Origin of the sequence: Aeromonas sp. 1HA1 (genome assembly GCF_029237385.1) — a bacterium.
Classification (GTDB): Bacteria; Pseudomonadota; Gammaproteobacteria; order Enterobacterales; family Aeromonadaceae; genus Aeromonas; species Aeromonas popoffii.
The window spans coordinates 30,684-55,043 of record NZ_JAACGC010000020.1 but is presented as its reverse complement, the minus strand read 5'-3'; the positions used below and the strand labels follow the sequence as shown (position 1 = coordinate 55,043).

Annotated in this window: 20 protein-coding genes; 10 read left to right on the top strand and 10 right to left on the bottom strand. The window is 57.1% G+C overall.

Annotation, left to right across the window (positions count from 1 at the left end; all coding sequences use genetic code 11):
• Positions 1-59: 59 nt before the first annotated feature.
• From tyrA to glpT, 6 genes are all read right to left on the bottom strand, one after another.
• A complete protein-coding gene (gene tyrA, locus GWQ22_RS08860) occupies positions 60-1,199 on the bottom strand; it encodes a bifunctional chorismate mutase/prephenate dehydrogenase (protein ID WP_275930074.1) in 1,140 nt (379 codons plus the stop codon).
• Positions 1,200-1,334: 135 nt separating this feature from the next.
• Positions 1,335-2,408: a 3-deoxy-7-phosphoheptulonate synthase gene (locus tag GWQ22_RS08855; protein WP_042034522.1), complete on the bottom strand. Its 1,074-nt coding sequence runs from the start codon at positions 2,406-2,408 to the stop codon at positions 1,335-1,337.
• A 351-nt stretch (positions 2,409-2,759) separates the two neighbouring features.
• Complete coding sequence (gene glpQ, locus GWQ22_RS08850) at positions 2,760-3,842, bottom strand: glycerophosphodiester phosphodiesterase (protein WP_275930073.1); 1,083 nt, start codon at positions 3,840-3,842, stop codon at positions 2,760-2,762.
• 102 nt (positions 3,843-3,944) lie between these two features.
• Positions 3,945-5,432 (bottom strand): glycerol-3-phosphate dehydrogenase, encoded by a 1,488-nt coding sequence (gene glpD / locus GWQ22_RS08845; protein ID WP_275930072.1) that lies wholly within the window; start codon positions 5,430-5,432, stop codon positions 3,945-3,947.
• Positions 5,433-5,768: 336 nt separating this feature from the next.
• Positions 5,769-6,527: a DeoR/GlpR family transcriptional regulator gene (locus GWQ22_RS08840; protein WP_042034527.1), complete on the bottom strand. Its 759-nt coding sequence runs from the start codon at positions 6,525-6,527 to the stop codon at positions 5,769-5,771.
• Positions 6,528-6,628: 101 nt separating this feature from the next.
• Positions 6,629-7,987, bottom strand: a complete 1,359-nt coding sequence (glpT, locus tag GWQ22_RS08835; RefSeq protein WP_212512609.1) for a glycerol-3-phosphate transporter — start codon at positions 7,985-7,987, stop codon at positions 6,629-6,631.
• A gap of 490 nt (positions 7,988-8,477) precedes the next feature.
• On the opposite strand from glpT, the gene GWQ22_RS08830 reads away from it, so the two are divergent.
• Positions 8,478-9,326, top strand: coding sequence for an MIP/aquaporin family protein (locus GWQ22_RS08830; RefSeq protein WP_275930071.1), 849 nt, complete (start codon positions 8,478-8,480; stop codon positions 9,324-9,326).
• A gap of 54 nt (positions 9,327-9,380) precedes the next feature.
• Positions 9,381-10,883 carry a glycerol kinase GlpK gene (glpK, locus tag GWQ22_RS08825; protein WP_275930070.1) on the top strand — a complete coding sequence of 501 codons (1,503 nt, stop codon included), beginning with the start codon at positions 9,381-9,383 and terminating at the stop codon, positions 10,881-10,883.
• Between the two features lie 163 nt (positions 10,884-11,046).
• On the opposite strand, the gene GWQ22_RS08820 is transcribed toward glpK, so the two are convergent.
• From GWQ22_RS08820 to GWQ22_RS08810, 3 genes are read right to left on the bottom strand one after another with little or no spacing between them, the layout of a single operon-like run.
• Positions 11,047-11,289, bottom strand: a complete 243-nt coding sequence (locus tag GWQ22_RS08820; RefSeq protein WP_042034531.1) for a FeoC-like transcriptional regulator — start codon at positions 11,287-11,289, stop codon at positions 11,047-11,049.
• Positions 11,286-13,556 carry a Fe(2+) transporter permease subunit FeoB gene (gene feoB, locus GWQ22_RS08815; RefSeq protein ID WP_275930069.1) on the bottom strand — a complete coding sequence of 757 codons (2,271 nt, stop codon included), beginning with the start codon at positions 13,554-13,556 and terminating at the stop codon, positions 11,286-11,288. The genes GWQ22_RS08820 and feoB overlap by 4 nt, the downstream gene beginning before the upstream one ends.
• Positions 13,553-13,780, bottom strand: a complete 228-nt coding sequence (locus GWQ22_RS08810; RefSeq protein WP_042034533.1) for a FeoA family protein — start codon at positions 13,778-13,780, stop codon at positions 13,553-13,555. Before GWQ22_RS08810 ends, feoB begins: the two co-directional genes overlap by 4 nt.
• Positions 13,781-13,899: 119 nt before the next feature.
• Here GWQ22_RS08810 and GWQ22_RS08805 point away from each other — a divergent pair, with 119 nt between their 5' ends.
• From GWQ22_RS08805 to GWQ22_RS08775, 7 genes are all read left to right on the top strand, one after another.
• Positions 13,900-14,229 (top strand): translation initiation factor, encoded by a 330-nt coding sequence (locus tag GWQ22_RS08805; protein WP_042866069.1) that lies wholly within the window; start codon positions 13,900-13,902, stop codon positions 14,227-14,229.
• A gap of 245 nt (positions 14,230-14,474) precedes the next feature.
• Complete coding sequence (locus tag GWQ22_RS08800) at positions 14,475-15,032, top strand: TMEM165/GDT1 family protein (protein ID WP_042034535.1); 558 nt, start codon at positions 14,475-14,477, stop codon at positions 15,030-15,032.
• Positions 15,033-15,274: 242 nt separating this feature from the next.
• Positions 15,275-16,213, top strand: a complete 939-nt coding sequence (locus tag GWQ22_RS08795) for a DUF2157 domain-containing protein (RefSeq protein WP_275930068.1) — start codon at positions 15,275-15,277, stop codon at positions 16,211-16,213.
• Between the two features lie 36 nt (positions 16,214-16,249).
• On the top strand, positions 16,250-17,269 hold the full coding sequence (locus GWQ22_RS08790) for a DUF4401 domain-containing protein (RefSeq protein WP_275930067.1): 1,020 nt from the start codon (positions 16,250-16,252) through the stop codon (positions 17,267-17,269).
• Complete coding sequence (locus tag GWQ22_RS08785) at positions 17,266-17,769, top strand: GDYXXLXY domain-containing protein (RefSeq protein ID WP_275930066.1); 504 nt, start codon at positions 17,266-17,268, stop codon at positions 17,767-17,769. The genes GWQ22_RS08790 and GWQ22_RS08785 overlap by 4 nt, the downstream gene beginning before the upstream one ends.
• A 72-nt stretch (positions 17,770-17,841) precedes the next feature.
• Positions 17,842-18,588 carry a transporter substrate-binding domain-containing protein gene (locus GWQ22_RS08780; RefSeq protein WP_275930065.1) on the top strand — a complete coding sequence of 249 codons (747 nt, stop codon included), beginning with the start codon at positions 17,842-17,844 and terminating at the stop codon, positions 18,586-18,588.
• A 113-nt stretch (positions 18,589-18,701) separates the two neighbouring features.
• Positions 18,702-19,493: a transporter substrate-binding domain-containing protein gene (locus tag GWQ22_RS08775; RefSeq protein WP_275930064.1), complete on the top strand. Its 792-nt coding sequence runs from the start codon at positions 18,702-18,704 to the stop codon at positions 19,491-19,493.
• A gap of 882 nt (positions 19,494-20,375) precedes the next feature.
• Here GWQ22_RS08775 and GWQ22_RS08770 read toward each other — a convergent pair.
• Positions 20,376-20,684 (bottom strand): hypothetical protein, encoded by a 309-nt coding sequence (locus tag GWQ22_RS08770; protein ID WP_098983648.1) that lies wholly within the window; start codon positions 20,682-20,684, stop codon positions 20,376-20,378.
• A 471-nt stretch (positions 20,685-21,155) separates the two neighbouring features.
• Here GWQ22_RS08770 and GWQ22_RS08765 point away from each other — a divergent pair, with 471 nt between their 5' ends.
• Complete coding sequence (locus tag GWQ22_RS08765) at positions 21,156-24,218, top strand: DEAD/DEAH box helicase family protein (protein WP_275930063.1); 3,063 nt, start codon at positions 21,156-21,158, stop codon at positions 24,216-24,218.
• The last annotated feature ends 142 nt before the right edge of the window (positions 24,219-24,360 follow it).

Sequence of the window (24,360 nt, the reverse complement as noted above, 5' to 3'; positions counted from 1 at the left end):
ACACAGACAGAAAAGGGGCCGAATAGGCCCCTTCTCTATGATGCTTATGTGCAATCGCATCAGCCGTGCTGGCGGCGGTCGTTGGCCTGGGCCAGCAACATGCGGCTCTCGCGCAGGAACTGGTCGGCGTGTTCGCCGAAGAAACCGGAGACCTGCGAGAAGGCAGCGATAAAGCCAGCCCTGTCCCCCTGCTCCAGCAGCCCCAGCACCTCGCCAAAGTTCTGGTAGTAGCGGCGGATCATCGCCAGATTCTGCGGTGACGACAATATGATGTCGGCATAGAGTTCCGGGTCCTGAGCGAACAGCCGCCCCACCATGGCCAGCTCCAGCCGGTAGATGGGGGAGCTCAGGCTCAGCAGGCGATCCAGATTGGCACTCTCTTGCGAGAGGTGCCAACCGTAGGCAAAGGTGGCGAAGTGGCGCAGCGCCTGAATGAGAGTCATGGCCTCATCGTGAGCGTTGGCTTCCACCTGCTGCAAGCGGGCGCCCCAGATGGTCATCTGATCCAGCAACCACTGACTGGCGGCCGCGTTACGGCCCTGACAGCACACGATCACCTGCTTGGCGAGGCTGGCCACATCCGGTCCGAACATGGGGTGCAGCCCCAGCACGGGCCCTTGGTGTACCGCCAACATATGGGCAAGCGGCTCACTCTTGACGCTGGTGACATCCACCAGCAAGCAATCGACGGGCAAATTGCCGAGTCGGTCGATGATCTGGCAGGTGATGTCGATGGGCACTGCCACCATCACCAGACCCGCATCGGCCAGGATAGCGTCAGCCCTTGGCCAATCTGCTTGTTCGAGGGTCTCGACCCGGTAGCCGGAGAGGCCGAACATGTGACCGAACAGCCGGCCCAGCTGGCCCTGGCCGCCGATGATGACCACCTTGCCAAGATCCGGCTTCATGCATTTGAAGTGGTTATCTTTTTCGCTGGCCGATTCGAGGATATAAGATTCGCGCATCACCCGGCGCAGCACATCCTCGATGAGATCGCCGGGCACTCCCAGCTGCTCAGCCTCTGCTCGACGGCGGGCCAGCATGCTTGCCTCCCTGTCCGGTGCATAGATGGGCAGGCCGTGGCGGCTCTTTACCTCACCCACTTCTCCCACCAAGGCCAGACGGGCGGCCAGCAGATCGATCAGCTGCCTGTCCACCACATCGATTTTGTCCCTGAGGGCATTCAACTCTTCAGCCATATCCAGTCCCTGCCGGCGCCGCGGGCAGCGGCGCCCTGAAATTCAAGAGGCAACAAGGTATCACGGCGTGAGCGGCGTGATGCCACATGCGGTGATACCCAGATTGTTCAATAGGTTACGACAAGATACCACGGCTTACCGTGCAGTTCTGCCCTTGAGAGGTTCAACCAGCTGGTTGTGGCAGCGGGCCAGCAGGGTCGCTGTGGTGTCCCAGTCGATGCAAGCATCGGTGATGGAGACCCCATAGCGCATCTGCTGCTTGGGCTGCTCGCTGGACTGGTTGCCCTCGAACAGGTGGGATTCGAGCATCACCCCGATGATGGAGCGGTTGCCCTCCTGGATCTGGTGGATCACGTTGTCGGCCACCTTGGGCTGCAAACGGTGATCCTTGCTGGAGTTGCCGTGGCTGCAATCCACCACCAGACCGGGCAGCAGGCCCGCTTTCTCCAGCGCCTCTTCTGCCAGCGACACATTGACCGAGTCATAGTTGGGATGTTTGCCGCCGCGCAGGATCACGTGACCATCCGGGTTGCCCTGGGTCTGCAGCAAGGCGACCTGACCCTGCTGGTTGATCCCCATAAAGGCGTGAGGGGAGGAGGCCGCCTGCAAGGCATTGATGGCGGTACCCAGGTTGCCGTCGGTGCCGTTCTTGAAGCCCACCGGCATGGAGAGGCCGGATGCCATCTCCCTGTGAGTCTGGGATTCGGTGGTACGGGCGCCAATAGCTGACCAGGAGAAGAGCTCCGCCAGGTATTGCGGGCTGATGGGGTCGAGTGCCTCGGTCGCCAGTGGCAATTCCAGCTCCGCCAGCCAGCAGAGCAGCTCGCGGGCCCGGTGCAGCCCCAGCTCCACATCGAAGGTGCCATCCAGATTCGGATCGTTGATAAAGCCTTTCCAGCCGACCGTGGTGCGTGGCTTCTCAAAGTAGACCCTCATGACAATGTAGAGAGAGTCCTGATAGGCGTCATGCAGCGCTTTGAGTCTGGTTGCGTACTCTTTGGCGGCGTCCATGTCGTGAATGGAGCAGGGACCACAGATCACCAGCAGGCGGTGATCACGGCGGTGGATGATGTCGGCGATGGTGGTGCGGGCCCCTTGCACGAATGCCAGCGCCTGGTCGGAGATGGGTAGCTTCTCCTTGAGCTGGGCAGGCGTGATCATCACTTGTTCGGACTGGATGTGGATGTTGTTCAGGGGGTCTCTTTGCATGATCTCATTCTCTCTACAGTTTTTAAGCCAATTGCACTGAGTGTATTTTTTTGTTTACACAAGTCAGCGATTTGTTACGCAACCGCCCTCACCTTACCAAGGAAAAACAAACAATCAAGTGAAACTAGCGGTTAAACTGCCTGATAGATGGATAAACGACCAGCTTGGTGACCTAAACAGCCAGAAAGTCGCGGATAACAGGTCCTTAATCGCCAAAAAAACGTAAACTTATGGTTACACCCCAATGCAACTATCAGCGCTGCTCAACCACCATCCCACCCCAGCGCTTGCCTCCATGTTATAAAAAAGCGGGGCACCTGGCCCCGCTTGCGTTCCCGTCTTGCTCTGCTGTTATGGTTTGCCGTGTGCCTTGATGGCTTCGACCACCTTGTCCGGGAAGTCGCTGAACACCCCGTCCACATCGGCCTGATAGAGGAAGATGTTGAGCAGATCACTGAAGTCCTTGGCATAGGCCGGGATCTGGCCTTCATCCTGGCGGAAGGTATAAGGATGCACCTTGAGACCGGCGGCATGGGCCTCTTTCACCATATGGGTAAACACAGGTTTGCCCAGGATGCCCGGCTCTGTGACTATCATCGGCTTCCAGGGGCCTATCCCTTCGGCATAGCTGGCGATGGTCTTCATGGCGCCCGGCTTGAACATCCAGTCATAGTCATAAGGGGTTGCCTTGCCCTTGGCATCATAGACCATGGTCTCGTTCCAGTCGGTCTCGGCCATCAGCTGCACCAGTTTCAAGTCCATGCCCATGGCCGGCATCAGCTCGCTGTTGATGCGCTTGAGCTCGTCGGCATCGAAGCTCTGCAGGTAGACCTTGTCATCCTTCCCTGTGTAGCCGTACTCCTTGAGTACGTTCAGCACCGCCTTGGAGATATCTTTGCCTTCGTGGCGAAACAGCCAGGGGGCCTTGATCTCCGGGTAGATGCCGATGTGCTTGCCAGTGCTCTTGTTGAGCCCCTGGATCATCTCTATCTCTTCCTGGAAGGTGTGGATCTTGAAGCTGGACTTCCACAGCGGGAAGCGGGCCGGATAAACGGGCACCTGCTTGCCATCCACCAGCTGGAACGGCTCCGTCATGCGCAGGGAGCGCACCTCGTCCAGGGTGAAGTCCACCACATAGTAGCGCCCGTCCGGACGGACCCGACCGGGGAAGCGATCGGCCACGTCCGTGATGCCATCGAGGAAGTGATCGTGCATCACCACCAGCTGGTCATCCTTGGTCATCACCAGATCCTGCTCCAGATAGTCGGCCCCCATGCCATAGGCCAGCGCCTTGGACTCCAGAGTATGCTCGGGCAGATAGCCGGAAGCGCCACGGTGGGCAATCACGATTTTACCTTCATCGGCAGCCAGGGCAGGCAATGCGAGGGCGACCCCCAGGCCAAGGGCGATCAGGGAGAGAGAGAGTTTTTTCATGCGCGGTGCTCTTTGTTGTTGTGTATGGGGTGTAGGTTATTGTTATAACAGAGGTTTATTGCAGTTTAACGGCGGGCGGCCAAGGGGCCGCCCGCCTCTTCATCAGCCGGCCTTGAGCAAGGCGTGCTGGTGTTGGTCCAGCCAGACGTGCAGTTGCAGCTGCTCGGTATCGGACAGGCGCAGCCCCAGCTTGCTGCGGCGCCACAGTATGTCTTCCATCGAATGGGCCCACTCGCGGCTCATCAGATAACGCACTTCCGACTCGTACAAACCGGCGCCAAAGTGCTGACCGCGCTCCTCGTGCAGCCAGAGGCGAGCATGGCTGCCATAGGCTTCCGCGATACGGCGGGCATTGCGCTCATCCAGCCAGTCAAATTCGAGCATGTAAGCGCGGGCCAACTCGGTGGTGGAGCAGTCGAACTCACCACCGGGCAGACGGCTGCTCGCGGTCCAATCCTCGCCCATCTGGCTGAACCAGGGCTTGAGCTTGTTACAGGCGGCCTGGGCCAGCTTGCGATAAGTGGTGAGCTTGCCGCCAAACACCGAGAGCAGCGGCGCACCGTCGGATTCGCCGGAGAGCTCGAGGGTGTAGTCGCGGGTCACCGCCTGCGGTGAATCTGACTCGTCATCGCACAGCGGGCGCACCCCGGCATAGGTCCAGATAACCTCTTTGGGCGCTATCTGGCGAGTGAAGTGGGCGTTGACCACCTTGCATAGGTAGCTTATCTCGGCGTCGCTGATCCTGGCTTCGCGCGGGCTGCCGTGATGCTCCACGTCCGTGGTGCCAATCAGCGAGTAGTCCTGCTGATAGGGGATGACGAAGACGATACGGTTGTCCTCGTTTTGCAGGATATAGGCCTCTTCGCGCTCATGGATGCGCGGCACTATGATGTGGCTGCCCTTGATAAGGCGAATGCCACGGGGAGATTTCTCGTGCAGGCTCTCGTCATAGAAGGTCTTGACCCAGGGACCGGCCGCATTGACCAGACCACGGCAGGTGACGGTGAACTGTTCGCCCCCTTCCCGCTCCAGGGTCAGAGTCCAGTGCTTGGAGCCACGCACCGCCTTGATGCAGCGGGTACGGGTCTGCACGTCGGCGCCCTTGTCCCGGGCCATCATGGCATTGAGCACCACCAGCCGGGCGTCATCGACCCAGGCATCCGAATATTCGAAGCCCTTGTTGATACCGCTCTTCAGACCGTCTTGCGGTAGGAAGCGCAGGCCACAGCTGCCCTTGAGCTTGTCGCGCTTGGCCAGGTTGTCATACAGGAACAGACCGGCGCGGATCATCCAGGCCGGACGCAGGTGCGGGCGATGGGGCAGCCGAAAGCGCATGGGACGGGCGATGTGAGGAGCCATGCCGAGCAGCACTTCCCGCTCCGCCAACGCCTCTTTTACCAGCCGGAATTCGTAATGTTCGAGGTAACGCAAGCCACCGTGGATCAGCTTGCTGGAATTGGAAGAGGTGGCAGAGGCGAGATCTTGCGCCTCGAACAGGGCAACCTTCAGACCCCGACCCGCTGCATCAGCCGCAATGCCCACCCCATTGATGCCGCCGCCAACGACGACCAGATCATAATGTTCGCTCATGTTCACCTACTCTTTCTTATTTTGTGTTGCCATGACAGCAATGTTTGATTTCGCTCATATTAGAGCATGAAAAAATGATAAACGAACATTTTATGGAGAAAATGTGATCGCGATGGTTATGGCAATGCTAAAAATGCGGGCCGTCGGTGATCAGGGTGTCAGCAAGGGGCTGGCTGGCAAAAAAGGGGGCGCGAGATCGCGCTCATGCCCGTGGGCATCCAAGACGCGGGGCATCCAGAATGCAAGCGCAGGGTGTGCAAACAGAGAGGAGGAGGAGGAGGAAGCGGAAAAGAAGCGGCCGCCGGTGCGGCGGCCTGATACCAGTGCGGGGGCAACTCAGCAGATGTGGCACGCGATCTGATGCTGGGACATCAACCGCATGAGCTTCTCGGGCGGCTCCTGATCAGTGAACAGGGCGTGGATCTGGTTGAGGTTGCCCAGATTGACCATGGCATTGCGACCAAACTTGGTGTGGTCGGCGGCCAGAAACACCTGACGGGAGTGGGCGATGATGGCCTGGGCAATCTTCACCTCGTGGTAGTCAAAATCGAGCAGGGAGCCGTCATTGTCGATGCCCGAGATACCGATGACACCGTAGTCCATGCGGAACTGGCCGATGAAATCGCGGGTCGCCTCCCCCACTATGCCGCCATCCCGGTTGCGGATCTCGCCACCGGCGATGATGACGGTGAAGTCATCCTTGGCCGTCAGAATGCTGGCCACGTTGAGGTTGTTGGTGACAACCCGCAGCTCACGGTGATCCAGCAGGGCACGGGCGATGGCTTCTGTGGTGGTGCCTATGTCGATAAAGAGCGACGAACCGTCGGGAATGTTGGCGGCCACTTCGCGGGCGATACGCTCTTTCTCCTTGAGCTGCATCACTTTACGGGCACTGTAGGCGGTATTGACGGTACTCGAATGCAGGGAGGCACCGCCATGATGGCGCCGGATCTTGTTCTGTTCGGCAAGATCATTCAGATCCCGGCGAATGGTCTGGGGGCTGACGTCAAAGTGGGTCACCAGATCCTCGGTCGAGACAAAGCCCTGCCGCGTCAGGACGTCTAGGATCTCCAGATGTCGTTGGGTTTGCTTCACGCTTGCACTCCGATGATGGGACGAAAAAAGGCCCCGGCAGATGCGGGGCCTTTTGCAGTTTACCTGATCCCTTTTCGGATCGATAAGGGCAGGATCACGTTTTATGCCCTATCGGCAGCCGCTTTCTTGGCCGCGACGGCAATGTTCTCGTGCTTGAGGGTCATGGCCAGCAAGATGATGGAGAGCACGCAAGACGCGGTCAGCACCATGAAGCCACCATCCCAACCGAAGTGGTCAACCGTGTAGCCCAGCATGGCGTTGGCTGCCACGGCGCCGCCCAGATAACCGAACAGCCCGGTGAAACCTGCCGCAGTACCGGCTGCTTTCTTCGGTGCCAGCTCAAGCGCATAGAGGCCGATCAACATGACGGGGCCGTAGATCAGGAAGCCGATGGCCACCAGTGCCAGCATGTCGATGGTCGGGTTGCCAGCCGGGTTGAGCCAGTAAACCAGTACGGCAACGGTCACCAGCACCATGAACAGGATACCGGCCGGGGCACGGCGACCCTGGAACAGCTTGTCCGAGATCCAGCCGCACAGCAGGGTGCCCGGAATACCGGCCCACTCGTACAGGAAGTAAGCCCAGGAGGAGTTGTCGACACTGAAGTCCTTGGCCTCTTTCAGGTAAGTCGGGGCCCAGTCCAGCACGCCGTAACGAATGAGGTAAACGAAGGCGTTGGCAATGGCGATATACCACAGCAGCTTGTTGTGCAGCACGTACTTGACGAAGATCTCCTTGGCGGAAAACTCCTGCTCATGGCTTTCGTTGTAATCCTTTGGATAGTCGTTCTTGTGCTCTTCGATGGGGGGCAAACCCACGGATTGCGGGGTATCACGCATCACGAAGAAGGTGATCACCGCAATGGCAGCAGCCGCCGCCGCCGGCACATAGAAGGCACTGCGCCAGTCATTGAACCAGCCCATCCCGAGGATAAACAGCGGGCCTATCATGCCACCGCCGACGTTGTGCGCCACGTTCCAGACCGCGACCACTTCGCCACGCTCCTTCTGTGACCACCAGTGCACCATGGTGCGACCGCAGGGCGGCCAGCCCATGCCCTGTGCCCAGCCGTTCAGGAACAAGAGCACAAACATGATGCCGATGCTGGAGGTGGCCCAGTGCACTGTCCCCATCATGAACATGATGCCGGCCGAGAGCAGCAGGCCTGCGGAGAGGAAGTAACGGGCATTGGAGCGGTCAGAGACGTTCCCCATCAGGAACTTGGACAGACCATAAGCGATGGAAACCCCCGACAGGGCCAGGCCCAGATCGCCGCGGGAGAATCCCTGTTCAATCAGATAAGGCATCGCCAGACTGAAGTTTTTTCGTACCAGATAGTAACCGGCATAACCGAAGAAGATCCCGAAAAACACCTGCCAACGCATGCGTTTGTAGAAGGGATCGACCTTGTCGGCCGGGAGCCTGTCTATATGTGGGGCAGGCCTGAAGAGACTAAGCATGTTCTGCGTCCTTATTGTTGTTGTGGGCGGTTGAGGGTGCCCTGTCCATGCTGACCAACCAGAGGAGTCCTGATTCGAAAACGAGCCTATTGTGCTCATGTATGAACATTTAATCTGTGATGGAGGCTCAAATATTGCAGTTTTATTACAAAAGAAAGCGCCAATTGAGTAGTTACGTATCAGCCGCAATCCCTTATATAGCAAGGCTCTAAGCTACCCACTAAGTGGTACAAGCATGGCTGAAGCTTACTTTCCGTCACAGTTTTTTAGCAATGAGTGGGATCTTGTCCACACTTCCTGCGGGGAGGAGGTGGTGAATGTTCGATTTAGGTTTATTTTCTCCCTCGTCCTGGAACGAGCACAAACGAGCATAACGTTTGCGTCAGCTCAAAAAACAAGAAAAACGTTTTCCAACGAAATAATGGGACTGAAAAAAACAACAAAACAGAACATCAAACCTACTCTGGGTAGATATAAGGAATAACGGTATATGAGCATACAAAGACCCAATACCCTGCTTGGCGAGTGCATCGCCGAATTTATCGGCACCGGCCTGCTGATATTTTTCGGCGTCGGTTGTGTGGCCGCCCTAGTGCTGGCAGGCGCCAACTTCGGACAATGGGAAATCTCGATTACCTGGGGTCTGGGTGTCGCCATCGCCATCTATGTGACCGGGGGTATTTCAGGTGCACACCTGAACCCGGCCGTGACCCTGGCGCTGATGACCTTCTGCGGGTTCGATAAACGTAAAGTGGTGCCCTACATCATCGCTCAAGTCGCAGGCGCCTTCTGCTTCGCCGCCCTTGTCTACTTCCTCTATAGCGGCCTGTTCACCCAGTGGGAAGTGACCCACAACGTGGTGCGCGGCAGCGTCGAGAGCCTTGGCACCGCTGGCATCTTCTCTACCTATCCGCATTCGCTGCTCTCCAACATGCAAGCCTTCGCGGTCGAGCTGGTGATCACCGCCGTCCTGATGCTGGGTATCATGGCGCTGGGTGACAACAACAACGGTGCCCCCAAAGGCTTCGCCGCCGCCCTGCTGATCGGTATCCTGATCGCCGTGATCGGTGCTTCCCTCGGCCCGTTAACCGGTTTTGCCATGAACCCGGCCCGTGATTTCGGCCCCAAACTGTTTGCCTTCCTGGCAGGCTGGGGTGACGTGGCCATGACCGGTGGTCGTGACAACCCCTACTTCTGGGTACCCATCCTTGGCCCCATCGTCGGTGCCCAGCTTGGTACCGCCCTGTACGTGAAAGTGTTGGCCCCCTGTGTGCCTGGCAACCGTGTTGCCGCCACCGAGCAAGCTGCCCAAACCGCCAACGAAAAGGCCGCCGCATAAGAGCGACCCTGCCCAACGTGGAAAAACGTGGAAAATAAAAACGTGGAGAACATCATGTCTGCTGAAAAAAAATATGTCGTCGCTCTGGACCAGGGTACTACCTCTTCCCGCGCCATCGTGTTTGACCAGGATGCCAATATCGTCGGCACCTCCCAGCGCGAATTCACCCAGCACTACCCGAAAGCGGGCTGGGTAGAACACGACCCCATGGAGATCTGGGCGACCCAGTCTTCCGTCTTCACCGAAGTGCTGGCCAAGACGGGCCTGCGCAGCGAAGAGATTGCCGCCATCGGCATCACCAACCAGCGTGAAACCACAGTGGTATGGGAAAAGGCCACCGGCAAGCCCGTCTACAACGCCATCGTCTGGCAGTGCCGTCGCACCGCCGCCATCTGTGAAGAGCTCAAGGCCCGTGGCCTGGAAGAGTACGTGCGCGAAAATACCGGTCTGGTGCTGGATGCTTATTTCTCCGGTACCAAGATCAAATGGATTCTGGATAACGTCGAAGGTGCCCGCGAGAAGGCGATGAACGGCGAGCTGCTGTTCGGCACCATCGACACCTGGCTGGTGTGGAAGATGACCAACGGCGAAGTGCACGTCACTGACCCGACCAACGCCTCCCGTACCATGCTCTACAATATCCGCGATCTGAAGTGGGACAAGAAGATGCTGGACGAGCTGGGCATTCCCTTGTCCATGCTGCCAGAGGTCAAGCCCTCGTCCGAAGTGTACGGCTACACCACCCGTGGCGGCGGCTCCCGTATCCCCATCGCCGGCATTGCCGGTGACCAGCAGTCTGCCCTGTTTGGCCAGCTCTGCTTCGAAAAAGGGATGGCCAAGAACACTTACGGTACCGGCTGCTTCTTGCTGATGAACACGGGCACAGAGCCGGTTCGCTCCAGCAACGGCCTGCTGACCACGGTCGCCATCGGCCCGAAAGGAGAAGTGAATTACGCGCTGGAAGGGGCTGTCTTTATGGGCGGCGCGACCGTGCAGTGGCTGCGTGACGAGCTGAAACTCATTCACGATGCCCGCGATACTGACTACTTCGCCTCCAAGGTGGGTGACACCAATGGCGTCTATCTGGTGCCAGCCTTCGTCGGTCTGGGCGCACCCTACTGGGATCCCTATGCGCGCGGCACCATGGTCGGCCTGACCCGTGGCGCCAACCGCAACCACATCATTCGTGCTGCGCTGGAGTCCATCGCCTATCAGAGCCGCGATGTGCTGGATGCCATGCAGCAGGACTCCGGCATCAAGCTGGCGGCCCTCAAGGTAGACGGTGGCGCCGTCGCCAACGACTTCCTGATGCAGTTCCAGTCCGACATGATGCACACCCCGGTGGTGCGTCCGACCCGCATCGAGACCACCGCCATGGGCGCCGCCTTCCTGGCCGGTCTGGCCGTCGGCTTCTGGAAGAGCTCTGACGAGCTGGAAGACAAGTTCAGCGTGGATCGCGAGTTCATCCCGCAGATGGATCACGCCGATCGCGACAAGCGCTATCACGGCTGGCAAAAAGCGGTTGAACGCTCACGCCGCTGGGCCGAAGAGGATTAATCGGGCAGCCGACGTCTTCTGAGATGAAAATACAAAGAGGCCGACAGCGATGTCGGCCTCTTCTTTATTCAGCCAGATATCCACAGTGGGCATTCACCACCGCTGGCACCCGCCGGTCAGTCCCGTCCCCTTGTCATGGAGTGAGGCGGACCAGGGCGCAGGCTCAGCGCTTTTGCACCAGGCCTATCTGGCCCGGCTCGCACCACTCGAACATCACCTCCTGACGCTTGCCGCAGCAGCTGCCGCCGCACACCTGGGTCTCCCGCTTGGCGACCCGGCCCTTGCGCATCCAGACGCCGAGCATGGCCTCCACCGCATCTTCCGAGGTGTGGAAGTGGCGCGCCAGATCCCGCCGGCTCACCTTCTGCTGTGCGGCGAGATAGTCGCCGAGCTCCCGCAGGATCACAGGGCCACCACCTTGCGGGCGACTATGTCGCCGTGACGACGGCCCAGCCACCAGAGCAGCAGCAGGGAGAGGCCATAGCTGCCGATCCAGAACAGGCTCTGCTCGGGATGAGCGGCAAAGGTTGCCAGCTGATAGAAGACAGTGGCGCACATAAAGGCCACGTAGTTGCACCAGGCAGCGGTCAAGAGCGCCCACTGACGACCGGTTTCCCGCACCAGCGCCCCCATGGCGGCGGCGCAGGGCATGTAGAGCAGCACGAACAGCAGGTAGGCAAAGGCACCGGCCGCGCCGTCGAAGTGGGCCTGCATGTTGCCGTAGGTGGAGACATCGACCTCCTGCGCGTCGGCGGCGGCTTGCTGGTCGCCGAGATTGCCGACGGCAAGCCCCATGGGGTCGGTCGGGTTGATCTCCGCCAGATTGGTCGTCACAGCAGCCACGGCCTCGTGGAAGCTGGCCACCAGCGAGAACTCGCCCGCCTCCTCACCACCGCTCTTGCCCGCGTAGAGGCTGTTGAGGGTGCCGACCACCGCCTCTTTGGCGAAGATGCCGGTGACGATACCCACTGTGGCCTGCCAGTTGTCATCGCGCACACCTATGGGGTGCAACACCGGGGTCACGGCCTGGCTTATCTTGCTCAGCACCGAGCTCTCCTGATCCTGGTGGCCGAAACTGCCATCCGTGCCCAGCGAGTTGAGCACGCTCAGCACGGCGACCACCAGCACTATGGTTTTACCGGCGCCGAACACGAAGGATTTGAGCTTCTGCCAGGTCTTGATCCCCACGTTGATGGGGCGCGGCCACTCGTAATCGGGCATCTCCATCAACATGGCGTCGCTCTTGCCTGGCAGCAGGGTACTTCGCAGCAGCAGGCCGGTGAGCACCGCCACTACAATGCCAATGAGGTAGAGACCGAACACCAGGTTCTGACCCGATTCGGGGAAGAAGGCCACCGCAAACAGGGCGTAGACCGGCAGGCGGGCACCGCACGACATGAAGGGGGCCATGGCCGAGGTCATCAGCCGCTCCCGCTCCGAGTTGAGGGTGCGGGTCGCCATCACCGACGGCACGGTACAGCCAAAGCCCATCAGCATGGGCACAAATGCCTTGCCCGGCAGGCCGAGGCGGCGCATCAGGGCATCCACCACGAAGGCGGCCCGTGCCAGATAGCCTGAGCTCTCCAGCACCGCCAGAAACAGGTAGAGACAGCCGATCACCGGAATAAAGGTGGCCACCGTCTGCAAGCCGACCCCGAAGCCGTCCGCCAGTATGGCTCCCAGCCAATCAGGGGCACCGAAGAGCCCCAGCAGGTGGTGCACGCCATCCACGAACAGGGCACCGCCCATGATGTCGAAAAAGTCGATGAAAGCGCTGCCCACCTTGATGGCGAACATGAACATCAGGTACATCACCAGCAGAAAGAAGGGAATGCCAACCCAGCGGTTGAGCAGCACCCGATCCAGCCATTCGCTCTGGGCCACGGTGAGCTTGCCCTTCTGCTGACACGCCTGGCCGGCCCACTGGTGAATGTGGCCATAGCGGATATCCGCCAGTTGCAGATCGATGTCCTGGGCATGATGGGCGCGGGCTACCACGTTAGTGGCGGCGGCCTGCTGGCCGGGCAACAGGGTCTCCTGCATCACCACATCCTCTTCCAGCAGGCGCAGGGCGCGGCCACGGGCGGCGAGGTGATGGGGGGCGAGCAGGGTCTCAAGCTCTGCCAGATCATGTTCAAGGTCGCGGCCGTAATCGAGCCGCAGCGCCTGCTGGGGCTGGCCAATGAACTGCTGGATCTGCAGCTTGAAGGCGGCAACCTGCTTGCTGTTGTGCGCAGAGAGGGCAACCACCGGGCAACCGAGGGATTTGCCGAGCCTGCTCTCGTCGATAACGATGCGGCGCTTTTGCAGGATATCCAGCTTGTTGAGCACCACCACCATGGGCAGCCCCAGCTCGCGCAACTGCAGCGTGAGATAGAGGGAGCGTTCCAGGTTGGCGGCATCGATGACATTGAGCAGCAGATCCGGCTGCTGACCCTGAACGAAGCGACTGGCAATCTGCTCGTCCAGGCTCCCTTCCTGATTGGCCAGGCTATAGATGCCGGGCAGATCCATCAGCTTGTAGTCGTGACCATCGGCGGAAAATTCACCCATCTTTTTATCGACGGTGACGCCACTCCAGTTACCCACCTGTTGGCGGGCACCGGTCAGGGCGTTGAACAGGGAGGTCTTGCCGCTATTGGGATTACCGACGGTTACCAGGGAATAACTCATACCGGTTCGACCTCGATTTGCTGGGCCAGACTCTTTTGCATGGAGAGACAGATCCCCTGACACTGGATCTGGAGCGGATCCCCCAGCGGGGCGGATCGCAGATAGATGACTTCAGTCTGTGGCAACAAGCCCATCACCATCAATTTGCGCCGCAGGGGGCGGGTCAACTGGTTCATGTTCTTGATGCGAGCACTCTGTCCCGGTGACAACTGCGTGAGTACCATGACTGACTCCTGAAGTTAAACAATAATAATTCGCTTTTACTCGGGGCATTATATGCTGTGTCTTCAACTTTTATTTGAGTAAAATCAAACTCCGCTTAGCTAACCCATAAAGTATTGCTATGAGTCACGACAACAACAGCCGCCTGGTTTACAGCACAGATGGCGGCATCATCAAGGAACAGACCCAGTCTCAATCTGCCTCCCCCTTCCCGCAGGATGGCACTGTGCGCATCCGGCGCGAGACCAAGGGGCGCAAGGGCGCCGGCGTCATCAGCATTCACGGCGTACCGGCCGAACAGCAAAAGGCCATCGCCACCCTGCTCAAGAAAAAGTGCGGTACCGGCGGCGGCTTGAAAGAGGGGATCATCGAGATCCAGGGGGATAAACGGGACCTGATCAAGGCCGAGCTGGAGAAGGCCGGTTTCAGCGTCAAGCTGGTCGGTGGCTAACCCACTTGTCTGGCAGATGATTTTTCCCTAGAATGCCCGCTCCCATCGAGGGGGAGTAGTCTCGCAACCTGATTCCCAAACCGGTTTGCGACCCTGATCAACATGCTTGGTGCCAACTCACCATGGTCAGGGTGATCCATCTAATCCGTGGATTTGACAAGACCTTTGACGGGCCAGTGCCAATACCGGGGACGGATGGCGCAGGCTTGTCTCAGGTATAACAATTCCGTCCCCCGGTCATTTTTATGGAAGCCTTGTTAACCTCAACCCTGAGCGTGGCTATCGCCGAGATCGGCGACAAGACCCAGCTGCTGGCGTTGCTACTCATCTGTCGTTTTCGCAAGCCCTGGCCCATCATAGCCGGCATGCTGGCGGCTACCCTGCTCAACCACGCCGCCGCCGCCTGGTTTGGCGAGTTCATCAGCCGCTGGCTGGATCCCCAAGTGATGATCTATCTGGTCGCCGGCGCCTTCATTGCCATGGCGGCCTGGATCCTGGTGCCGGACAAGATGGACGACGAGGAGAGCTCGCTCGACAAGTACGGCCCCTTCATGGCCACCTTCGTGCTCTTCTTCATCGCCGAGATAGGCGACAAGACCCAGATCGCCACCGTGTTGCTGGCGGCCAAATATGACTCGCTGGTGCAAGTCATCACAGGCACCACCCTCGGCATGATGCTGGCCAACGTGCCCGTGGTGCTGCTCGGCAAGCTGGGCGCCGACAAGTTGCCGCTCAAGGGGATCCGCATCGCCTGCGCCATCCTGTTTGTCGGCCTCGGGGTCAGCACCCTGATCTTCGCCTGACACAGACCGGCCCCGAAGGCGGCGAGGCAAGCGTGAGCACTTGCCTACCCCGCCCCGTGCCGGTATCCATGTGGCGTTTTCCCAAGCCAGCCCCGCCTCTCTTCAAACAGGCGGGGCTTTTTGTTGCCGCGTCAGCAGCCTAACCCAGCGCCCCCCCACCCCGCTGCCGCACGCCCACACACGGGGAGTGTTCCGCAGTGCCATGACGGTGGCATAATGCGGCAAACCTCATGGAGCCTCCCATGCACTTCACCTCAAGACAGACGCTGCTCGACTGGGTCAGACGCGGACGCCTCGCCCAGGCGCAACTGCCCGCCGCCCTCGCCCTGTGCGAGCTGCCACCCGGCCACCGCCGCTGGCAATGGTTGTTCGATCGCCTGCTGCTCTGGCTTGGCAGCCTGTGCCTGGGCGCCGGACTGGTGTTCTTCGTCGCCTTCAACTGGCAGGAGCTGGGCCGTCTCCCCCGCCTCGCCCTGCTGGAGCTGCCCCTGCTCGCCATGCTGGTGCTGCTATGGCGCAAGCCCCTGGCCGACACGCCCCGCCAGGCCTTGCTGCTGGCCGCAGCGCTCACTATCGGTGCCCTGCTGGCCCTGGTGGGGCAGACCTACCAGACAGGCGCCGACCCCTGGCAGCTGTTCGCCACCTGGGCCCTGATGCTGCTGCCACTGGCGGCGCTCGGCCAGAGCCCCTTGCTGTGGACCCTGAGCTGGCTGCTCGGCCAGCTGGCGCTGGTACTCTACTGGCGGCTCGGCCTGTTCACCCTCTTCGTTGCCTTCGATGAAGAGGCGCTCGGCTGGAGCCTGACCCTGCTCAACGCCGCCCTCTGGGGTCTGCTTTCACTGGTGCCCGCGCGCCACACGCTGCTACCGGCCTGGCTGCCGGGCCTGGCCGCCGGCCTCGGCGTCACCCTGCTGGCGTTGCTGGCGCTGTTTGATGCCGCCTCCCCCTGGGTCTGGCCCGCCTGGATCGCATGGCTTGGCGCCGCCTATCTGTGCTGGCACCACAGATTTATCGCCGGGCTCGCCATGGGCTGCCTGAGCCTGATCGCCGTGATCCTGGCGGCCCTTGGCAAGTGGATGGAACCGGACATCAACGGCTTTCTGCTGCTCAGTCTGATTGCCATTGGCCTGTCAGTGGCCGCCAGCCGCTGGCTGCAACAGCAACGGAGGTCCCATGCCTAAGCAAGGTATCTGGCAAGCCCGTCAAGAGGAGGCACCATGGCTGATATGACCCCCTGGCAGCGGCTGCAACAGGCCAATTTGGTGGAAGGGGACGCCCCCCATGATACCCGACCCCACTGGTCGAGCCGCTTCCTGCTCGGCATGGTGGGCTGGATCGCCGCCCTCTTCCTGCTGTTCTTCCTGTTCATGTCGTTCTCGCAGCTCACCCGGGATGCCAACAGCGCCCTGATGATGGGCGTCGTGCTGATGGCCATCGCCTATAGCCTCAACCGCTTCGCCCAGCGCAATGCCACATCCAGCGATCTGGTGGATCAGTTCGTGCTGGCGCTGGCGCTGGCCGCCGATGCCTGGCTGCTCTATGGCCTCATCGATCAGCTTGACCCGCACTCGGCGCCACTCTGGCTGGGGCTGGCGCTGCTCTCGCTGGCCATCGCCGCCCTGTTCGAGCACTGGCTGATCCGGCTGTTCCACAGCTTCGCCGCCGCCATACTGCTCACGCTTGGGCTGGCTTGTCTCGGCCTGCAGTTGCTGGCGCTGCCGCTGGTGATGGCGGCCATCACCCTCTGCTGGCTGCAGGCGGAGCGTCAGCCCGTCCACCATCAGTGCTACGAATCCCTCACCCTGGGGTTGGCGCTCTCCCTGCTGGTGCTGGGGCGCTTGCACCAGCCGCTGTGGGACGGGGGCGCCAACATGCTCGACGAGCTGGGCCACTCCCGCCTGCCGCTCTGGTTCAATCCCCTGCTCTGCGCAGCCCTGCTGCTCGGGGTCATGGTCCGGCTCAAGCTGCCACTGCGGTATGGGCTGCCACTGGTGCTGATCAGCGCCCTCATCCCCGGCATGGGGGCTGGCACGCTGGTGCTGGTGCTCGGCTTTTATGCCGGGAGCATGGGGCTGATGACGCTGGCGGGCCTGCTGCTGCTCGGCTTTGGCTCCCTCTATTACTACGATCTGGGGCTGACCCTGATGACCAAATCCTGGTTGCTACTGGGCTCGGGCGCCCTGCTGCTCGGCACCCGCCAGCTACTGAAGGTTCTGAATGGGAGGACACCATCATGAGACGGCTTGGGCTCCTGCTGACCGGCCTCGCCATACTGGCAGCCATCAACGTCACCGTCTGGCGTTACGAGCGCGCCATCAGCAGCGCCGACAGGGTGCTGCTCAGGCTGGCACCGGTCGACCCCCGCTCCCTGATGCAGGGGGATTACATGCGGCTGAACTACGACATTACCCGCCAGCTCGGCGCCCATCGCGACAGCGAACGCGCCAATGGCAGCGATACCCTGGTGATCCGCCTCGATGGGCAACAGGTGGCCAGCTGGGTGGCCGATGGCACGCCCGCGCAACTGGCGCCGGATGAGCGGCTGTTACAGGTGCGGCGCAGCGACAACCAGTGGCTGATCGGGCCCGATGCCTTCTTCTTCGAAGAGGGCACGGGGGCGCAGTATGAAGGGGCACGCTACGGCGAATTTCGGCTGCAAGCAGATGGCAAGGCGCTGCTGGTCGGGCTGCGTGATGAGCAGTTCAAGCTGATGGGAACCAGCAGGGGGCGTTGGTAAGCACTTGCAATATCAGACCTTTTTACCCACTCTGCGCAAGAGGATCACAGGCTTTACACCAAGGATGGGCTCATGAGGATAAAGTTGTGCTGTTATCTGCTGTTGATGTCGAACCTGGGTTCTGCGCAGGCAGATCTGGCCAAGCTGGAGTACCTGACCGAGGAGTCCCCCCCCTACAACTTCAGCGATGAAGCCGGTCAGCCCAGCGGGCTGGCGGTCGAGTTGCTGCAGATGGTCTGGCAGCGCAGCGGCACCCCTGCCCAGCCCATTCGCATCCTGCCCTGGGCGCGAGGCTACTACCTGCTGACCCACAAACCCAATGTGGTGCTCTTCTCCATCGCCCGCACCGACACCCGCGCCCCCCAGTTCAAGTGGGCCTGCCCCATCGACGACGCCGAATACATACTGCTGGCCCACAAGCAGCGCCCCATCCGCCTGACCACCCCCGCGCAGATGAACGCCTACCTGATCAGCGCCGTGCGAGCCGATGCCTCCGCGCAGTTGCTGCTCAACCGGGGCATGGATGAATCGCGCATCATACCGGCCAAGCGGCTGAGCCAGGCGCTGCGCATGCTGGTCGCGGGCCGCACCGATCTGCTGGCCACCAGCAAGCTGGCCGGTTATGACGCCATCGACGAGCTCAAGCTCAACCCCGATGATTTCAATGTGGCCCTGGTGCTGGATGCCGAAGCGCTCTGCTACGCCTTCAGCCATCAGGTGGATGACAGCGTGGTCAAGCAGTTCCAGCACGCCCTGACCGGGGCGCTGGCCTCGCCGGAGTTTCAGCGCCTGCGGCTCAAATACCTCTCTCCCCCTTGAATCCAGCGCGACCTGGCGACCCATCCCCTTGATGCCCGCGCCGATCCGATTGGCGAATAATCATGATGTGGTAACACTTGAGGGTGAAGGAACACCACATCAGGATGGCCAAGATGAAACAATGGATTGGAATCGCCGCGCTCATGGTTACCGCCATCACCCAGGCCAGCCCTGGACTTGGCAAGCTGCACTACCTCACCGAAGAGTACAAACCCTACAACTTCGCCAACGAAGCCGGCGCCCCCACCGGCCTCGCCGTCGAGCTGCTGCATCAGGTGTGGCAGAAGACCAACACCCCGGCCCAGACCATCACCATCATGCCCTGGACACGGGGCTACTACCTGCTGACCCAAAAACCCAATGTGGTGCTCTTCTCCACCGCCCGTACCGGGGCGCGGGATCCGCTGTTCAAGTGGGCCTGCCCCATCGGCTACGCCGAGATTGTGCTGATGGGGATGGCCAAGCACCCGCTCACCCTCACCAAGCTGGAGGATGCCCAGCAGTACAACATAGGGGCGGTGCGCGCCGACGTGGGGGAGCTGCTGCTGCTCAACAACGGCTTTGACGAGCAGAAAATCATGGCCGCCAACCGCCTGCCACAGGCGCTCAAGATGCTCACCTCGGGCCGGGTCGATCTTGTCTCAACCAACAAGACCACCCTGATGGATCTCATCACCACCCAGCAGCTGGATCCCGCCCAGTTCAAGGTGGCCTGGACGCTGAGTTCGGAGCAGTTCTGCTTCGCCTTCAGCCACCCGATCAGCGACGAGCTGGTCAAGGAGTTCCAGACCGGCCTGACTCAGGTGCTGGCCAGCAGCGAATTCCAGCAGATCCAGAACAAGTACTTCCCCGCCTCGACAGCCTTAGGGCCAGCCCGCATCACGCCCACCGGCCTTGCCCCCTGAGCTGTCTGGCTGGGATCCCCCTGCCGGGGCTATGGGGCCCGCCACCCCCCCCGCCAGATCGGCGCCGAAACCTTGCGCTGGCGCAAAAAACCATTCAATTCTGACACTTGCGTCACTAAATCAATGGAATTTCATGGATCGGGCCGAAACGGCTCCGTAAAATAACCACGGTGCCTGTTGGCCCCCTTGTTCCCTCTGATGGTCAACAGCGCATTGTGGTAGCGACAGCCAGGGGCGGTAGCGACTTTTGCGCAGTCCAGCCGGACTCCCGCCCCTGCGCCGTGGCCCGAGGGTTGCACCCTCGACGGGCGTTCCCGTCCCCCCTCGGGGTTGTGCCCACGCCCCCATGCGGATGCGACGCTTGGGGCAATTTGTAAGGTCGAATCGGGTCGAATTGGGTCGAGTAGGGTCGATTAGCGAAGCGTAATCGTCCGCGGTAACAGTTCCCTCTCCCCTTACGGGAGAAAGGTAGGGTGCCAATAAGCGAAGCGCATTGCACCGGCAACTTATTGGCATGGCTTCGCCATGCAGGACACGAGGACTCCGTCCTCGACGGGGTTTCGCCGCCGCTGCGCGGCTTGGCGAGTGACTTTGGAAAGACCCAAAGTCACCAAAAGTCTTATCCCCCACCCGCCGCCCCGAGGCAGTTAACAGGCGTAGGGTGCAATAAGCGCAGCGCATTGCACCACGGTAACAATCCACCGCCCCCTTGCGGGTGAGGTGCATGGCGCAATCCGCAAAGCCTGTTGCGCCGCAATCAAATCCCACGTCGAATAGCGGTGCAATTCACTTCGTTCATTGCACCCTACGGGACTGGTCACTGGCTGGCCGGATATCGATGCCGTTTGGCTCAACGCCCGTCGCCACTGCGCATGCTCAGCGTTATTTGACCCGCATCAGGCGATGGCGGATGTCACCCAGCTCGAACTGGATCACCTGGGCGCGCTGCATGGCATCGACCCGCTGCAGCATGTCGGCGTTGTACTGCTTGCGTCGCATCCACTGCATGGGCTCCTCGAAGCTGCCTTCATTGACGATAAAGGTATCCGTGTAGGTGTCGTTCACTATGCTGACCACCCAGATGCGCTGCTGAAATTCCGAGAGTTCGGCAAAGAGCGCGGCCCCGCGAGTCGCGAGCCAGCGCCCTGCCCGAGTGATCCTGTTTTTACTGTCGACGAGCCGGTTTGCCATAACTGATTGACGTTGGATAAAAGGAAAGTTCGGCATCCTAGCATCCGGGGGGATGGGGCACCAAGCAACGGGAGGGGTCGCCCTCCCCTCGGGGTTACGATCCCCTCTCCCCCTGCGGGAGACAGGTAGGGTGCCAATAAGCGCAGCACATTGCACCGCGGTCACAGACCCCTGCCTATTCGGGGCACAGATCGGGCGGGTTGTTATCTCGCAGCCAACCCCTCGCCCACCCCATGGCGAGACCAGATTGTCGCACCTATGCAACAGGTGTCATCGACATGGCTGCATAGGGGAAAAATCATTGTGGGTACAACAGCAAGCGGCACACATACCTATCGGGGAATGGCTTTATATTGAAGGCCCGATAATGAATGCTTGGCAGTGATAACGACCTTATTTTTCAAACGTCAGATTACGCTTCGCTAATCGAGAATACGGTTCTGATCAATATCATTATTTAGGTGTCAATAAATGACCACAAACAACTTCAATATTAATTACGGTCTTTGGGGTAAATTACGAGCATGTCAAAAAGAAAGTATAAATGTGGGATTGGAATATATAAAAAAGCCATTTTCAGATGAGATAAAATCATGCCTTATAAGTTTACCTACAGGTGCCGGAAAATCAGGTGTCATAGCCGTGCTATGTCACCAAGCAATGCAGAAAAGAATTCTAGTTTTGTGTCATCGAAGAGCGGTATGTGACCAACTTATTCTAGAGGTTAATGGTGGTTTTTTTAGTAAACTGGCCGCCAATGAACACGATTCGAGAAAGACTGTATTTTCTAAAGTTGATGACACATCCCAAAACGGAATTTATATTTCAACATTCCAAAAATTACACTCTTTCAATGAAGATGAACTAACGAAATTAAAAAACAATATTGATCTTATAATAATAGATGAAGGCCACTCAGAACCATCCCCCGTTTGGCGGACACTAGTCCGAGGCTTGAAAGCCCATAAAATAGTAATTACCGCAACACCTTATCGCAATGACCTATTCCAGTTTGATATTAATGGAAATTCTAGCTTTATATACTCATTTGAAAGAGCATTATCTGATGGTATATTATGTGAACCTACATTTAAATCAATTGAGCATGATGAACTAAAAACTCATATCACAGATTTTTTCGATTTAAACCCAGGAACTAAGTGCATAATAAAATGCAATAAATTTTCTGATATCATTGATTACTACAACTTATTGAATTCACATTTCAATATCCTTGCTATCCATGAGCAATATGTCAATGACAAGCGTGATAACGTGAAGTCATCAGTTCCTAAAAATCTTAAGGAATCTGAGTATGACATCATCATTCATCAACGTAAACTGGATGAGGGAGTTGATATTCCCCAAGCTAAGCTGCTCATTTTGACCTACCCTGTTAATAGTGGCAGGGAACTAGTACAAACCATTGGTAGAATTGTACGATTATTTGATAATGTGAACCCGGAAGTAATTGAGTTCACTCAAGGAATAAATCATCAAGTATGGCTTAATTACCGAAAATTTGATGCCTCACTAAGTACCCCACAAGCTATAAATAAATTTATAACATCCCTAGACACAAATAAATTAATAGATACATATTTAGATGCATTTCCTAATGCTAGTTATTATGGCAACCGATTTTTATCAAAATTTGATATAAATGAATTTACACCCTCATCATCCCTAGTTATTCCGACAGCATCTGTTTGTTTTATAAACAAGCTAACTGAATTTAGCTTACATATCATGTCAGACTTGTTGTTTTGGAGGAGTAATAATGCAGGGGAACTTGCAAAACAATTTGATACTGATTTTGATATAAAATTAATCGTATCTATTGCATTCAACAAATCTAAGTTTTTAAAAGACCATTTCTTTTTTGAACCTTCCTTAGAAATAACCTTATTCAAAGAAATATCCGAAGACATTATTGCAGTATATGATAGTCGAGGAAGAAGATTTGATTATGATGCAGAACTAAAATTAGGTGGTGCGATAGTACAAGACAAATTATTTAATGTTATGTCTTCAGGAACATCAGTAAAAACAACTGAAGCTAGTAGTAAATCTTTTGGCACTACCAAAAGAAGGCCACAAAGTGTGGTCGTAAAAGGTAATAATCTAGATGAGCAATTAGTAGACACCCAAGGAAATTCTGCTTATCGATTGGCCAATTTGAGATGCGATACCTACGACCAGTTTAATAACAAGTCTGGTAGTTTTTATGTTGGTGTTGACTCAGGGAGAATTTCAGATCAAAAGGATAATTCTTTCAGCCTAGCTGAACTAAATGACTGGCTTAAGCATATCGCAGCTCAATTCGAAATAAAGGAAAAAAAATCTAGAACACTGGTAGATTCATTTGCAAAACCAATTCAACCACAGTCAAACATGAATATCCTTAGCCTTATTTTTGACTTCAGCTTCCTAAACACTCCATTAATAGTCGAGATTAATGGAGTGTTATTTGAAGTCGATAATAACTTTATATACAGAGAGTTTGGAAATGGTTTTCTACTAAATTCTAATATTCCTGAGAGTCATATATCTGTAAATGTTCTTGAAAACGATCCATTCTTTAAACTCTCCTCCGAGAGTGACATTTTGTACTCTACCGACCCAAGTATTGAACCGGATAAAAACATCATTGACTTTCTTGCTAAAAATCTACACAGCGCACTACTAGAGGGTGGTATAGGTTATTCAAATGGAAAATTTTATCAACTACAGTTGCCAATAGAGAAATCGTTTGCCTTAGATCAATCTAACTTATCCAATGTAATTATTGGCCTAGAATGTCTATTGAATAAACAAATTGATGAAAAAGGGTTCAAAAATCATGTATACCAAGTCATTAAAAATGATGCATTTAGTGAAGATTCTATTTTTTATCTGCTAGACAAGCTCAAAGCATACTCCTTACCTAATCCTACAATTGAAGACTTGGGACCTTTCTATAAATATATACCAGATGCAGATCTAGTTATAAATGCCGATATGGGAACTGAGCCTGCTGACTTTATACTTTCCTCTAAAGAAAAATTAGTTTACGTCCATGTTAAATGTGGAAGTTCAAATGTTAGACCGCAGTCTTCAGCTGGTGGACTTGCAGAAGTCGGTTCTCAGGCCATAAAAAACATTGAAATGTTAATTAGTAATAACTCTCAACTAAAACCCGGGAACTGGACTGAGCTTTTATCACCATGGCCCCGAAATGGTGCTAAGTTACTTATGAAAGAAAGAATTAGAATGTTTAACAATCAGCGTTATTCTGCTAAAAGCGATATGGAGCGAGAGAAGAAACTTACCGAGGTTTGGAATCTAATATCCCAAAGACGTAGTTCTCATGCTGTAAGAAAAGAAATATGGATAGTTGCGGCAAATAGTTTCTCACTGGACCATTTTTCCAAGCAGTTAGAACAGGGCTCAACCGCAAATAGTGAATCGTTACAGGCCTACCAACTGATACAGAGCTGGTTATCAAGCGCACACAGTAATGATGTCGAACTTAAAATATTTGTATCACCATGATTCAATCATAAATATGAAACTCTATGACACAATTAATGTAATAAAAACCGCAGCCTTGAGCTGCAGTTTTTATTTCTCTTCCCCTGCGGCGAAATAGGCGGCCGACATGAACGCGAAAGCCACGGGCGAGCACTGCTCGACT

What these genes read in the sequence shown, in the direction of transcription:
- tyrA (WP_275930074.1), bottom strand. Translation starts at nt 1,199, where the DNA reads ATGGCTGAAGAGTTGAATGCCCTCAGGGACAAAATCGATGTGGTGGAC.
- GWQ22_RS08855 (WP_042034522.1), bottom strand. Translation starts at nt 2,408, where the DNA reads ATGCAAAGAGACCCCCTGAACAACATCCACATCCAGTCCGAACAAGTG.
- glpQ (WP_275930073.1), bottom strand. Translation starts at nt 3,842, where the DNA reads ATGAAAAAACTCTCTCTCTCCCTGATCGCCCTTGGCCTGGGGGTCGCC.
- glpD (WP_275930072.1), bottom strand. Translation starts at nt 5,432, where the DNA reads ATGAGCGAACATTATGATCTGGTCGTCGTTGGCGGCGGCATCAATGGG.
- glpT (WP_212512609.1), bottom strand. Translation starts at nt 7,987, where the DNA reads ATGCTTAGTCTCTTCAGGCCTGCCCCACATATAGACAGGCTCCCGGCC.
- GWQ22_RS08830 (WP_275930071.1), top strand. Translation starts at nt 8,478, where the DNA reads ATGAGCATACAAAGACCCAATACCCTGCTTGGCGAGTGCATCGCCGAA.
- glpK (WP_275930070.1), top strand. Translation starts at nt 9,381, where the DNA reads ATGTCTGCTGAAAAAAAATATGTCGTCGCTCTGGACCAGGGTACTACC.
- feoB (WP_275930069.1), bottom strand. Translation starts at nt 13,556, where the DNA reads ATGAGTTATTCCCTGGTAACCGTCGGTAATCCCAATAGCGGCAAGACC.
- GWQ22_RS08810 (WP_042034533.1), bottom strand. Translation starts at nt 13,780, where the DNA reads ATGGTACTCACGCAGTTGTCACCGGGACAGAGTGCTCGCATCAAGAAC.
- GWQ22_RS08805 (WP_042866069.1), top strand. Translation starts at nt 13,900, where the DNA reads ATGAGTCACGACAACAACAGCCGCCTGGTTTACAGCACAGATGGCGGC.
- GWQ22_RS08800 (WP_042034535.1), top strand. Translation starts at nt 14,475, where the DNA reads ATGGAAGCCTTGTTAACCTCAACCCTGAGCGTGGCTATCGCCGAGATC.
- GWQ22_RS08795 (WP_275930068.1), top strand. Translation starts at nt 15,275, where the DNA reads ATGCACTTCACCTCAAGACAGACGCTGCTCGACTGGGTCAGACGCGGA.
- GWQ22_RS08790 (WP_275930067.1), top strand. Translation starts at nt 16,250, where the DNA reads ATGGCTGATATGACCCCCTGGCAGCGGCTGCAACAGGCCAATTTGGTG.
- GWQ22_RS08785 (WP_275930066.1), top strand. Translation starts at nt 17,266, where the DNA reads ATGAGACGGCTTGGGCTCCTGCTGACCGGCCTCGCCATACTGGCAGCC.
- GWQ22_RS08780 (WP_275930065.1), top strand. Translation starts at nt 17,842, where the DNA reads ATGAGGATAAAGTTGTGCTGTTATCTGCTGTTGATGTCGAACCTGGGT.
- GWQ22_RS08775 (WP_275930064.1), top strand. Translation starts at nt 18,702, where the DNA reads ATGAAACAATGGATTGGAATCGCCGCGCTCATGGTTACCGCCATCACC.
- GWQ22_RS08770 (WP_098983648.1), bottom strand. Translation starts at nt 20,684, where the DNA reads ATGGCAAACCGGCTCGTCGACAGTAAAAACAGGATCACTCGGGCAGGG.
- GWQ22_RS08765 (WP_275930063.1), top strand. Translation starts at nt 21,156, where the DNA reads ATGACCACAAACAACTTCAATATTAATTACGGTCTTTGGGGTAAATTA.